15 protein-coding genes are annotated in these 12,258 nt (G+C 67.1%); 12 read left to right on the top strand and 3 right to left on the bottom strand.

The annotated features are described in order from the left end of the window. The first annotated feature begins 1 nt into the window (after position 1). A complete protein-coding gene (prfA, locus tag HGK58_RS12055) occupies positions 2-1,078 on the top strand; it encodes a peptide chain release factor 1 (protein WP_168627869.1) in 1,077 nt (358 codons plus the stop codon). A 14-nt stretch (positions 1,079-1,092) separates the two neighbouring features. Next, on the top strand, positions 1,093-2,127 hold the full coding sequence (locus HGK58_RS12050; RefSeq protein WP_168627868.1) for a heparan-alpha-glucosaminide N-acetyltransferase domain-containing protein: 1,035 nt from the start codon (positions 1,093-1,095) through the stop codon (positions 2,125-2,127). 144 nt (positions 2,128-2,271) lie between these two features. Here HGK58_RS12050 and epsC read toward each other — a convergent pair whose 3' ends face one another. Both epsC and cysK read right to left on the bottom strand, forming a co-directional pair. Further along, positions 2,272-2,835, bottom strand: coding sequence for a serine O-acetyltransferase EpsC (epsC, locus tag HGK58_RS12045; RefSeq protein WP_168627867.1), 564 nt, complete (start codon positions 2,833-2,835; stop codon positions 2,272-2,274). A gap of 6 nt (positions 2,836-2,841) precedes the next feature. Further along, positions 2,842-3,777: a cysteine synthase A gene (gene cysK / locus HGK58_RS12040; RefSeq protein WP_168627866.1), complete on the bottom strand. Its 936-nt coding sequence runs from the start codon at positions 3,775-3,777 to the stop codon at positions 2,842-2,844. Between the two features lie 131 nt (positions 3,778-3,908). On the opposite strand from cysK, the gene prmC reads away from it, so the two are divergent. After that, entirely contained in the window at positions 3,909-4,766 is an 858-nt protein-coding gene (gene prmC / locus HGK58_RS12035; protein ID WP_168627865.1) for a peptide chain release factor N(5)-glutamine methyltransferase, read from the top strand. A gap of 4 nt (positions 4,767-4,770) precedes the next feature. On the opposite strand, the gene HGK58_RS12030 is transcribed toward prmC, so the two are convergent. After that, positions 4,771-5,511, bottom strand: coding sequence for a TetR/AcrR family transcriptional regulator C-terminal domain-containing protein (locus HGK58_RS12030; RefSeq protein WP_168627864.1), 741 nt, complete (start codon positions 5,509-5,511; stop codon positions 4,771-4,773). 127 nt (positions 5,512-5,638) lie between these two features. On the opposite strand from HGK58_RS12030, the gene HGK58_RS12025 reads away from it, so the two are divergent. From HGK58_RS12025 to HGK58_RS11985, 9 genes are all read left to right on the top strand, one after another. Then, the gene (locus HGK58_RS12025; protein WP_168627863.1) at positions 5,639-6,547 is read left to right on the top strand and encodes an ATP-binding cassette domain-containing protein; all 909 of its coding nucleotides are present in this window, start codon (positions 5,639-5,641) and stop codon (positions 6,545-6,547) included. Then, a complete protein-coding gene (locus HGK58_RS12020) occupies positions 6,544-7,326 on the top strand; it encodes an ABC transporter permease (RefSeq protein ID WP_168627862.1) in 783 nt (260 codons plus the stop codon). The genes HGK58_RS12025 and HGK58_RS12020 overlap by 4 nt, the downstream gene beginning before the upstream one ends. Before the next feature lie 44 nt (positions 7,327-7,370). Then, entirely contained in the window at positions 7,371-8,033 is a 663-nt protein-coding gene (locus tag HGK58_RS12015; RefSeq protein ID WP_168627861.1) for an L-threonylcarbamoyladenylate synthase, read from the top strand. Next, on the top strand, positions 8,030-9,172 hold the full coding sequence (locus HGK58_RS12010) for an MraY family glycosyltransferase (protein ID WP_168627860.1): 1,143 nt from the start codon (positions 8,030-8,032) through the stop codon (positions 9,170-9,172). Before HGK58_RS12015 ends, HGK58_RS12010 begins: the two co-directional genes overlap by 4 nt. Then, entirely contained in the window at positions 9,169-9,654 is a 486-nt protein-coding gene (locus tag HGK58_RS12005) for a hypothetical protein (protein WP_168627859.1), read from the top strand. The genes HGK58_RS12010 and HGK58_RS12005 overlap by 4 nt, the downstream gene beginning before the upstream one ends. A gap of 75 nt (positions 9,655-9,729) precedes the next feature. After that, entirely contained in the window at positions 9,730-10,554 is an 825-nt protein-coding gene (gene atpB, locus HGK58_RS12000) for a F0F1 ATP synthase subunit A (protein ID WP_210422931.1), read from the top strand. A gap of 46 nt (positions 10,555-10,600) precedes the next feature. After that, the gene (gene atpE / locus HGK58_RS11995) at positions 10,601-10,825 is read left to right on the top strand and encodes an ATP synthase F0 subunit C (protein WP_168627858.1); all 225 of its coding nucleotides are present in this window, start codon (positions 10,601-10,603) and stop codon (positions 10,823-10,825) included. Between the two features lie 27 nt (positions 10,826-10,852). Further along, a complete protein-coding gene (locus HGK58_RS11990) occupies positions 10,853-11,458 on the top strand; it encodes a F0F1 ATP synthase subunit B (protein ID WP_168627857.1) in 606 nt (201 codons plus the stop codon). Then, positions 11,459-12,250 (top strand): F0F1 ATP synthase subunit delta, encoded by a 792-nt coding sequence (locus HGK58_RS11985; RefSeq protein ID WP_168627856.1) that lies wholly within the window; start codon positions 11,459-11,461, stop codon positions 12,248-12,250. Positions 12,251-12,258 lie beyond the last annotated feature (8 nt).

Below are 12,258 nucleotides of genomic sequence, written 5' to 3'. Positions count from 1 at the left end.
CATGTTCGAGTCAGTGGCATCGCTGCTGGCCGAGCATGAGGACCTGCAGAGGCAACTCTCGGATCCCGCCGTTCACGCGGATGCGGCCAGGGCGAAAAAGATCAACCGGCGCTACGCCGAGCTCAGCCAGATCAAGGCTGCCCACGAGCACTGGATTCAGGCGGGGGAGGACCTCGCCGCGGCGCGCGAACTCGCCAAAGAGGACGCAACGTTCGCCGAAGAGGTCCCATCCCTCGAGGAGGCCCAGCGGGTAGCGCAGGAGAAGCTGCGCCGATTGCTGATCCCCAGGGACCCGGATGACGGCCGTGACGTGATCATGGAGATCAAGGGCGGCGAGGGCGGTGCCGAGAGCGCGCTGTTCGCGGCCGACCTGCTGCGCATGTACCTGCACTACGCAGAGTCCAAGGGCTGGAAGACCGAGCTGCTCGATCGCAACGAAAGCGACCTCGGCGGCTACAAGGACGTACAGCTCGCGATCAAGTCCAACGCGAGCGACCCCTCGCAGGGCGCCTGGGCGCACCTCAAGTACGAGGGCGGCGTGCACCGCGTGCAGCGCGTCCCGGTGACAGAGTCACAGGGGCGCATCCACACCTCGACGACCGGTGTGCTGGTCTTCCCGGAGGTGGACGAGCCGGAAGAGGTCGAGATCAACCAGAACGACCTCAAGATCGACGTCTACCGCTCGAGCGGTCCCGGTGGCCAGTCGGTCAACACGACCGACTCTGCGGTGCGCATCACCCACGTGCCGACCGGCATCGTCGTGTCGATGCAGAACGAGAAGAGCCAGCTGCAGAACCGCGAGGCGGGCATGCGCGTGCTCCGCGCTCGCCTGCTCGCGCGGCAGCAGGAGGAGCTTGCGGCCGCGGCGTCCGATGTCCGCAAGAGCCAGATTCGCACCATGGACCGCTCGGAGCGCATCCGAACCTACAACTTCCCGGAGAACCGCATCGCCGACCACCGCACCGGGTACAAGGCGTACAATCTGGACGCGGTCATGAACGGCGCGCTCGACGCGGTCATCGAATCGTGCATCCAGGCGGACGAGGAAGCGAGACTCGCCGATATCGGCGACAAGTAGCCGACAATGATGGGGTGACACCACCCCGGCTGGCTGGCATCGACATCGCCCGTGGCCTTGCGCTGATCGGGATGTTCATCGCGCATGCGGCGCCTTACCCGGATCCGGATGCCGAATGGATCGTCGACGGTCGCTCGTCGCTGCTGTTCGCCACCCTCGCGGGGGTGTCGCTCGGCTTGATGAGCGGTTCAGCGGAGCCGACAGCGGGACGTGGCCGTATGCGGCAGACCGTGGTGCTGCGTGCGCTGCTGCTCATCCTGCTCGGGCTGGTGCTGTGGATCGTGCCGACCGACATTGCGATCATCCTCGACTACTACGGCGTGATGTTCCTGCTGCTCGTTCCGCTGCTGTTCCTGCCGCGCCGCGTGCTCGCAATCGTCGCCGTCACGCTGTTCGTGATCGCGCCGCTGCTGGCGGATGCCGCGCAGCCGATCGTGGACAGTGCCACGACACCGGCCCTGGTCGTCGTGCCGGTCGAGTGGCTGCTCACCGGCTATTACCCGGCCCTGGTCTGGCTACCCGTGCTCATCCTCGGCCTGATCGCCGCGCGGAGCGACCTGCGCCGCGTCGGAACCCAGCTGCTCGTGCTGCTGGGCGGCATCGGCGGCATGCTCGTCGGCTACGGCGCAGCAGCGGTGGTCCTTGGCGTCGACGCCTCTGCGCACTCGGCCACGCACGCGGAGATCCTCGGATCAGGAGGCTTCGCGTTCACCGTGATCGGCGCCCTCCTGTTGCTCACCGGCCCCGCACTCGGCGCAATCGGGCGCGGCATCCGATTCGCTCTCGCCCCGGTCGGGGCGATGGGCTCGATGCCCCTGACCATCTACGCCGGGCAGATCCTGGTGATCGCGTCGTTCTTCATCGCAGCCGGCCGCCCGTTCGTCGTCTACGACAGCTGGGCGCTCGTCGCCTGGCTCATCATCGGCTCAGCGCTGTTCGCGCTCCTCTGGCGCCGCTTCGTCGGTCCCGGCCCGCTCGAGTGGGTGATGCGCCAGCTGACGAGCCCGCCGTCACTGGCGACGGACCGAACCCCGACAACGACTACCTAGGTCCTCAGGAGGTTGAGGGTGTGGGAGGGATGTCTGCGGGGTTGCGAGTTTTGAAGGGTTCGGGCGGCCCGCCAGGGCCTCCCGAACCCTTCAATGTTTGAGCGAGGAGCAGATATCCCTCCCACACCCGGCCAGCCGGACTAGTCAGATGTACATCGCCGGGTCGATCCACTGCTCAGGCTGATCGCGTTTCGTGCGCGGCTTGATCACGGCCGGAACCCCCACCGCAAGCGAGCCTGGCGGCACATCGTGCACGACCACGGCGTTCGCGCCCACGACACTACCCGCGCCCACCGTCACTGCGCCCAGCACCTGGGCGCCCGCGCCCACCACAACGCCGTCTTCCAGCGTCGGGTGGCGCTTGACCTTGCCGAGGTGCTTACCGCCGAGCGTGACGCCGTGATACAGGGTCACGTCGTCGCCGATCTCCGCCGTCTCGCCGATCACCACGCCCATGCCGTGATCGATGAACAGGCGCCGGCCAATGGTGGCGCCCGGGTGGATCTCGATGCCGGTAAAGAAGCGGCTGAGCTGCGACAGCACGCGCGCGAGGGTCTTCAGGTTGTGGCGCCACAGCCAGTTGTTGAACCGGTGGTTCCATACCGCGTGCAGCCCGGAGTAGCTGAGGAACACCTCAAGCCGGCTGCGGGCAGCTGGGTCCCGCATGAGGGCATTGCGGATGTCCTCACGCGCGCGTCTGAAGGGCACGTCGGCTCAGTCCTCCAGATCCTCGAAGAGGACAGTCGAGAAGTAGCGCTCGCCGAAGTCCGGCACCACCACGACGATCGTCTTGCCCGCGTTCTCCGGACGCTTGGCGACCTCGGTCGCGGCGTAGACGGCTGCTCCACCGGAGATGCCCGCGAGGACGCCCTCCTCGGTGCCGAGGCGGCGGGCGGTGCGGATAGCGTCCGGCAGCTCGACGTCGAACACCTCGTCGTAGACGTCACGGTTGAGCACGCTCGGCACGAAGTTGGCGCCGAGGCCCTGGATCTTGTGCGGCCCTGCCGTGCCCTCGCTCAGCAGCGGGGAGTCCTTCGGCTCCACCGCGACGACCTTCACCTCGGGCTTGCGCTCCTTGAGCAGACCGCCAGCGCCGGTGATGGTGCCACCGGTTCCGATGCCAGAGACCAGGATGTCGACGGCGCCGTCGGTGTCCGCCCAGATCTCCTCACCGGTCGTCTCACGGTGGATGCGCGGGTTGGCGTCGTTGTCGAATTGCTTGGCCAAGATCGCGCCCGGGGTGTTCGCCGCGAGCTCCTCGGCCTTCTGCACGGCGCCGCGCATGCCGTCGGCACCGGCGGTCAGCACGATCTCGGCCCCGTACGCGCGCAGCATCTTGCGGCGCTCCTTGCTCATGGTCTCCGGCATGGTGAGGATGACCTTGTAGCCGCGGGCGGCACCCACGAACGCGAGCGCGATGCCGGTGTTGCCGCTGGTCGCCTCGATGATGGTGCCACCGGGCTTCAACTCACCCGAGGCCTCGGCCGCGTCGACGATCGCGACGCCGATGCGGTCCTTGACGCTCGACGCAGGGTTGTAGAACTCGAGCTTCGCGAGCACCGTCGCCTGCGAACCATCCGTCACCCGGTTGAGCCTCACGAGCGGTGTGCGTCCCACTGCCTGGGTGATGTCGGAGTAGATCTGAGTCATTTCTCTCGCTTTCGTGACTGGCGCGACGGGCGGGCGCCCACGCGCGAGGGCTCGTGCGGGATAACACCGGCTGCGCGCTGGTATTCCCGACCACGACAGAATAGACGTGGCGGTCGAACGGAAGAGGAACTATGACGTCCGGTGTACGACACCTGCGCTCCGAGGCGGCCCGCGAGCTTGCCGCTGCCGGGGTGCCCGATCCCGAGGTCGACGCCGAGTTGCTGATCGGGCACGTGCTCGGCGTGGGGCGCGGCGAGGTGCAGGCAAAGGTGGCGCTGGATGCCGCACTGAGCGAGGACGAGGCCACCGCCCTGCGCGGCCTGGTCGCCCGCCGCGCCGCGCGCGAGCCGCTGCAGCACATCACCGGGCGCGCGCCGTTCCGCAATGTTGAGCTGCTCGTCGGACCAGGCGTGTTCGTGCCCCGACCGGAGACCGAGCTCGTCGCGGGCGTGGCCGTCGACGCGTTGAGTGCGGTCGCAGCGGCCGAACCGGTCGCGGTCGACCTCGGCACGGGCAGCGGTGCCATCGCGATCGCCATGGCGACTGAGGTGCCGCACGCGCGCGTGTATGCGGTCGAGTTATCCCCGGATGCTCACGCCTGGGCGAAAAGGAACATCGAGCACACGGGTGCGGCGGTGACCCTCGTGCTGGCTGACCTGGCGAGCGCGCTCGGTGAGCTGGACGGCACAGTGTCGGTCGTCGCCTCCAATCCGCCCTACGTGCCGACGGATGCCGTGCCGCGCGACCCCGAGGTGCGGCTGCATGATCCGGAGCTCGCGCTTTACGGCGGACCGGACGGCTTGGATGTCATCCGCGACCTGTCGGCGGCCGCGCTGCGGCTGCTGCACCCGGGTGGCACGCTCGTGATCGAGCACGGCGAGCTGCAGGGCGCCGCCATCCGAGCGCTGTTGACCGATGACGGCTGGCAGGCGGCAGCCACGCATCCGGATCTCCTCGGCCGCGACCGGATGACGACCGCGATCCGCTGACCGGCTACCGGCTGGTGTAGCTCTCGATGCCGTCGAGGATGCGTTCGAGGCCGAAGAGCATGTCGGTCTCGTACTCGAAGTCTGCCGGGTCACCGCCGGCGTAGACGCCGTCCCGGATGAGCGGGAACAGGTAGGGGAACGCTTCTTCGCTCACCACCTCGGTCAGGGCCGCGGTGCTCTCTGCTCCCATTGTCGCGTTCTCCCCTGCGCGAGTGAGGTCGCGCTCGAGTTGTGCGGTGGCGCGCGCGTAGCTGGTCAGCAGCAGGAGCACTTCGATCTTCTCGCCGGGATCGAGTGGCAGGTCGCGCATGGCGCGCATGGCCCAATCGACGATGACGAGGGCGGTGGGCATCATCGGCACACCGCTCACCGGGATGTCGAGGGTCCACGGGTGCTTCCGGTAGGCGCCGACGAGCGCGTCAAACCACTCGCGGAGGGCCTCTCGCCAACCCTGGGCCTCGTCGAGGGGCGGCACGACGACCCTGGCTGCGGAGTTCTGCATGAGCTGCAGCAGGTCGTCCTTGCTAGTCACGTAGCGGTACAGCGACATCGTCGTGAAGCCGAGCGACGATGCGACCCGGCTCATCGACAGCGCACCGATTCCCTCAGCGTCGGCGATCGCGATCGCCGCATCGATGATCGCGTCGAGGCTCAGCTCGCGCTTGGGGCCGCGTTGCGGCGGCTCGGCGAGACCCCAGGCGAGGGCGATGGCGTGGGGGAGTTTCGGCTCGACTGGCTCTGTCATCGGGTGGCCTTTCACGGTGGGACGCGCTCAGCTTGACAGCACTGTGTGCGTCATACACACTGTGTACATCATAAACTGCGTAGCTCATAAACAGGCTATGCCTCGTAAACAGAAAGGCTAGTCGGCTATGCAAACCCCGGCAATCGCGGTCTCCGGACTGCGCAAGACGTTCGGCACCCACCCGGTGCTGAACGACGTGACCTTCGAGGTCGCGCCAGGCGAGATCTTCGCCCTGCTCGGACCGAACGGCGCAGGCAAGACCACGCTCATCAACATCCTCTCCACGCTGGTCGCTCCGGATGCCGGCACCGCGACGGTGAACGGATTCGACGTTGGGCGCGATCCGCTGGCCGTTCGTCGCAGCATCGGTCTCACCGGACAGTCGGCAGCCGTCGACGAGGTGCTCACCGGCAGTGAGAACCTCCGGATGATGGGACGCCTGTTCGGCCTCAGCCGGTCAGCGAGCGCCGCTCGCGCCGACGAGCTGCTCGAGCGGTTCGACCTCGTCCAGGCCGCACGCAAGCGCGCGAAGACCTACTCGGGCGGGATGCGCCGCAGGCTGGACCTCGCGATCAGCCTGATCGTCGCCCCTTCCGTGTTGTTCCTCGATGAGCCGACCACGGGTCTCGACCCGCGCAGCAGGCAGGAGCTGTGGAACGTCATCCGGTCACTGAAGGAGGACGGCCGCACGGTGTTCCTCACCACCCAGTACCTCGAGGAAGCCGACCAGCTCGCGGACACCGTAGCTGTGCTGAACGAAGGGCACGTCGTTGCATCGGGAACGCCCGCTGCGCTCAAGGCGACAGTGGGCGGCGATGTCGTGGAGGTGCGGGACCGCGCCGGGAACCTGCTGCTGCAGCTGCCGACCGACGGAAGCATCCACGGTCTTCGCGCCGCGATCGCCGAGGTCGACGCATCCGGAGTGGATGGGGACGTCACGGTGCGCGAACCCAGTCTCGACGACGTCTTCCTGGCCCTCACCGACGCAGGCGCGGGACACGCAGCGCCAGAACTGATTGGAAGGACCGCACGATGACCACCCTGACCACCCAGCCGCTGCCCTTCGGCGCAGAGGAGGCGACCTTCATCCGGCGCAGCTTGCTGCACTCGCTGCGCGACGGAGAATCCATGGTGATGGCCATCATGCTGCCGGTGATCACCATGCTGATGTTCACGTTCGTGTTCGGAGGCGCGATCGATTCCTCCGGCGACTACGTGAACTACGTCGTACCCGGTATCGTCCTGCTCTGCGCGGGCTTCGGGGCGTCCTCGACGGCCGTCTCGGTCGCGCAGGACATGCAGAACGGCATCGTCGACCGCTTCCGCACCATGCCGATCCGGGCATCGGCGGTGCTGACTGGGCACGTCGTCGCGAGCCTCGTGCGCAACCTGCTCGCCACGGCGCTGGTGATCGGTGTCGGCATCGCGGTCGGATTCCGGCCGCAGGGCTCGCTGCTCGGCTGGCTGGGTGCGCTGGCGCTCGTCGCGCTCTACATCCTCGCGATCACCTACCTGTTCGCGGCGATCGGCCTCGCCGCGGGCAGTGCGGAGGCGGCGGCCAGCTACGGGTTCATCCTGCTGTTCCTCCCGTACGTCTCCAGCGCGTTCGTGCCGATCCAGACGATGCCCGACTGGATGCACTGGATCGCATCGAACCAGCCGCTGACCCCCATCATCGAGACCATCCGCGGACTGCTGATGGGTACTGAGCTGGGCAATGAGCCGCTCTGGGCGCTGGGCTGGTGCGTCGCCATCCTTGCCGTGTCGATCGTGTTCGGAGCTGTCATGTTCCAGCGCAAGGCCGGGCGCCGCTGAGTGACAACAGTCGTCAGATGGTCGCCAAGTAGGATTGTGCCGACATGGCGACCATCTACGACTGCTCCGACAGCTCGGAGCTCCTCACCGGAATGCGCCTCGCGCGAGGCGCGATCGGCCGGGGCGAGCTCATCGTCATCCCTACCGACACGGTCTACGGGGTCGGCTGCGACGCCTTCAACCCGGACGCCGTCCAGCGCCTCCTCGACGCCAAGGGCCGCGGCCGCAACGCACCGCCGCCCGTGCTCCTGCCGGGCATCCCGACGCTCGACGCGCTCGCCGAGGACGTCCCGGATGCTGCGCGCAAGCTGGTCAAGGCGTTCTGGCCCGGCGCACTCACCTTGATCCTGCCGGCACGCGAGTCGCTGCAGTGGGACCTGGGGGAGACCCACGGCACCGTTGCGCTGCGGATGCCAGCCAACAAGGTCGCGCTCGAGTTGCTGTCGGAGACCGGCCCGCTCGCGGTGACCTCGGCGAACAAGACCGGGGAGCCGGCCGCGACCACCGCCCAGGAGGCGGTCGACGCGCTCGGCGACAGCGTCAGCGTGTACCTCGACGGCGGCACGGTCGGTGAGAGCGCGGTCGAAGACGGCCGGAGCAACGGCTCCACCATCGTCGATGTCACCGGCCTGCTCATCGGCGGCGAACTGAAGATCGTGCGCCACGGGGTGATCCCGGACGACGCCATCTGGGAGGCCGTGACGTGATCTTCTACGTCCTCGCGGGGCTCATCGCCGCGGTGGTCACGTTCGCACTGTCCTTCGTCATCTGGAAGCTCAGCTCGCGGTTCCGGCTCTACCCGAAGATCCGCGAGCGTGACGTGCACACCACCCCGACGCCTCGGCTGGGCGGGATTGCCATGTTCCTCGGCATCCTGGTCGCGATGGCGGTCGCGTCGCAGGTCAGCTGGTTCCACCTCGTCTTCGCCGACCCCGGCCAGATCACCGCCATCCTCAGCGCGGCATTCATCATCGTCGTGATCGGCGTCGCCGACGACATCTGGGACCTCGACTGGCTCACCAAGCTCGCCGGCCAGATGATCGCCGCCGGCCTGCTGGTGTGGCAGGGCGTGCAGCTGGTGACCCTGCCGGTGGGTGGCGTCACGGTCGTCCCGCCGATTCTCGGTCTCGTGCTCACCGTCATCGCGGTGGTCGCGGTGATGAACGCGGTCAACTTCATCGACGGCCTGGACGGCCTCGTCGCAGGCGTTGCGATCATCGCCAACGGCGTCTTCTTCCTCTACAGCTACATCCTCGCCCGGGTGGTCGGTGAAGCCGAGTACTTCAACCTCGCCTCGCTGCTCTCCGCGGTGCTGGTCGGCGCGTGTGTCGGGTTCCTGCCGCTCAACTGGCATCCGGCGAAGCTGTTCATGGGCGATGCCGGGTCGATGCTCGTCGGCCTCCTGATGGCCACCTCGGCTATTTCGGTGACCGGGCAGGTGGACCCGAACTCGCTCGACTCCGGCCGCATCCTCGCACCGGCATTCATCCCGCTGTTGCTGCCGATCGCCGTGCTCATCGTCCCGTTGCTCGACTTCTCGCTGGCCGTCCTGCGGCGCTTGCGCGCGGGCAAGTCGCCGTTCTCGGCTGACCGCAAGCACCTGCACCACCGGCTGCTCGACATGGGTCACACCCACCTGCAGGCGGTGCTGATCTTCTACGCGTGGAGCGCCGTCATCGCAGTCGGATGCCTGCTGTTCCTGTTCGTTCCCATCGCCTGGGTGCTCGCGTTCCTCGGCATCGGCTTCGCCGTGTGCGCGTTCTTCACCATCACGCCGCTGTGGCGCAAGTCGTTTGCGGCACGCGCCCGCGGAGCCCATCCCGACCAAGTAGAGGAAATTCCATGACCGTAGTGCCGATGCTCAAGCGCACCCTGGTGCTCGACGCCCTTCTCGCGGTCGCAATCGCCGTGGTCGGCGGCGGGATCGGGTTGTGGGTTGCGGGGACCCCCGGGGTCCTCGGCGCCGTGATCGGGGCCGCGCTGACCTTCGTCTTCATGGGACTGACCGCCTTGACCGTCATCCTCGCTGCCCGGACCACCAAGGGCGACCTGCTCAGCCCCCTGTTCTTCGGGATCGTCCTCGGCGGCTGGATGGTGAAGCTGGCCATCTTCCTGGTGGTCGCGATCGTGTTCGGCAGGAGCCCCGCGATCGACCCGCTCGTGCTGTTCTTCACCGTCGTCGCATCCGTCGTCGGCAGCCTCGCGATCGACGTCTACGCCTTCATGACCAGCCGCATGGGCTATGTCTCGGACGTCAAACTCCCGCATGAAACCGGGGATTCGACACCGCCGAAGTCGTCCCCGAAAGCTGACGAATCCAGCGATTAGTTCCCTGTGTGAGGTATTGCTAAGCTTTCGCAGGTACCTCCCCCTCTTTCCGCCGCGTGTCCGCACGCCTAAATCTTGGAGACAGCGCTGCTAGTTAACGCTCTCAACACGGTTGTCCTGGCCGCTGCCGGTGAAGGGGAATTCCACGGTCCCTCGTTCGACGACTTCTTCCCGCCGGCCATCCTTTTCGAGGGCACGCCGTTCGAGATCAACCGGCTCATGCTGGTGCGTTTTCTCGCTGTCGCCGCGCTGCTGCTGCTGTTCTGGCTCGGCACCCGGCGGATGCGACTCGTCCCGGGCCGCGGCCAGAACCTCGTCGAACTGTCCATCGGTTTCGTCCGCGACAGCATCGTCTACAACAACCTCGGCGAGAAGGACGGCAAGCGCTTCCTGCCGCTGATCGTGACGATCTTCTTCTCGATCATCGCGCTGAACATCACCGGCATCATCCCGTTCCTGAACATCGCCGGCTCGTCGGTGATCGGGTTCCCGCTGGTGCTCGCGGTGGTCGCGTACATCGCGTTCGTCTACGCAGGCATCAAGAAGAGCCCGGCAGGGTTCGTGCGCAACTCGCTGGTGCCCTCTGGTGTCCCGTGGCCGGTGCTGCTCGTGGTCACGCCGATGGAGTTCATCTCGACCTTCCTGGTCCGCCCGGTCACACTGGCCCTTCGTCTTCTGATGAACATGGTCGGCGGGCACATGCTCCTCGTGCTGTGCTTCTCGGCCACCCACTTCTTCCTGTTCTCCGCCGGTGGATGGTTCGGACTGTTCAGCATCGGCACCTTCGCCTTCGGCTTCGCGTTCACCCTGTTCGAGATCATGGTGGCCGCGCTGCAGGCCTACGTTTTCGCACTACTCACAACGATCTACATCCAGCTCGCGCTGGTTGAAGAGCACTAGAGACGGATCTGGCAACCGCCCGATTCACCCAACGGAAGGAATCACTATGGACCTCGCTGAGCTCACCGGCCACATCGCCCCGGTCGCCTTCGGCATCGCAACCATCGGCCCCGCGATCGGCGTTGGTCTCGTCGTCGGCAAGACCGTCGAGGCCGTTGCTCGCCAGCCAGAGCTTCAGGGTCGCCTCACCGGCCTCATGTTCCTCGGCATCGCGTTCACCGAGGCGCTCGCCTTCATCGGCATCGCCGTCGCGTTCATCCCGTTCCCGTAAGCCACGTAAGCAAGTAAGGAGGCAAGGATGCTTGCTGGAAAGAGCAGCGCATTCCTCGCCGCGGCTGAGGGCGAGACGACTGTGAACCCGCTGCTGCCGGCGGACTACGACATCATCTGGTCGTTGGTCATCTTCGTCATCATCATCTTCTTCTTCTGGAAGTACGCGCTCCCGAAGCTGCAGGCGATGCTCGACGAGCGCTCCGCCGCCATCGAGGGCAACATCGAGAAGGCGAATGAGGCCAAGGCCGAAGCGGATGCCGCACTCGAGGAGTACCGCAAGCAGCTCGCTGACGCGCGTGGCGAAGCCGCGAAGATCCGCGAGCAGGCCCGCATCGACGGCACGAAGATCCTGAGCGAGCTCAAGGAGCAGGCTGCCGCAGAGGCCGCCCGCATCACCGCGAACGCCCAGGCGACCATCGAGGCGGAGCGTCAGGCGGCGCTCGTCTCGCTGCGTGCCGAGGTCGGGTCGCTTGCGATCGACCTGGCATCCGGTGTGATCGGCGAGAGCCTCAGCGACGACAGGAAATCAGCGGCGCTCGTCGACCGCTTCCTCGCTGACCTCGAAGCCGGCGAGAAGCAGACGACCGCCACCGCCGGAGCGACCTCCGGCAGGGCGAAGGCGAGAAAGTAAATGGGTTCAGCCACCACTCAGGCGCTCGAGGCGGCGCGTTCAGCGCTGTCAGCAGCTCCGGGTCCGGTGCCGATGTCGACCGGTGCAGAACTGCTGTCGGCAGGTCGGCTCATCGGAGGGTCGAAGCAGCTCGCGTCGGCCATTGCCGACCCGTCCGCCTCGGCCGAGCAGAAGCGCGTCCTCGCTGACCGCATCTTCGGCGCGCTCGAGGAGCAGCCGCGCGGTCTGCTCGACGTGCTGGTGGCCAACCGCTGGTCAAGCGGGGTCGACCTTCTGGCCGGCATCGAGGAGATCGGCATCCGCGCTGTCGCCCGGTCGGCCGACGCGGGAACCGACATCGTCGGTGAGCTGTTCGCGTTCGGTGCAGCGGTGACGTCCGACGCCGAGCTGGAGCTGGCGGTCGTCAGCAAACTCGGGGATGCGGACGCGAAGCTCGCGCTCGTCGACGCTCTGCTGGCGGGCAAGGCCTCCGAGCAGACGCTCGTCATCGTCCGCCACCTGGTGCAGCAGCCTCGCGGCCGCCGCATCGGCGCGCTGCTTCGCGACGCGGCCGAGATCGTCGCGAGCGAGGCCGGCAGCCGCATCGCCACCGTCACCGCAGCTCAGCCGCTCGCATCCGAACAGCTCCAGCGGCTGCGTGCCGGTCTCGCGGCACGCTACGGGCAGCTCACCATCAACCTGGTGGTCGACCCGACGATCATCGGCGGCCTGCGCGTGCAGGTCGGCAACGACGTGATCGACGACACGGTCGCGTCCAAGCTCGGGGAACTCAGACTTCAACTCGCTGGCTAGCGAGTCGA

Source organism: Cryobacterium sp. BB307, assembly GCF_012274275.1.
Taxonomy (GTDB): Bacteria; Actinomycetota; Actinomycetes; order Actinomycetales; family Microbacteriaceae; genus Terrimesophilobacter.
This window is presented reverse-complemented; position numbering and strand designations above follow the sequence as displayed.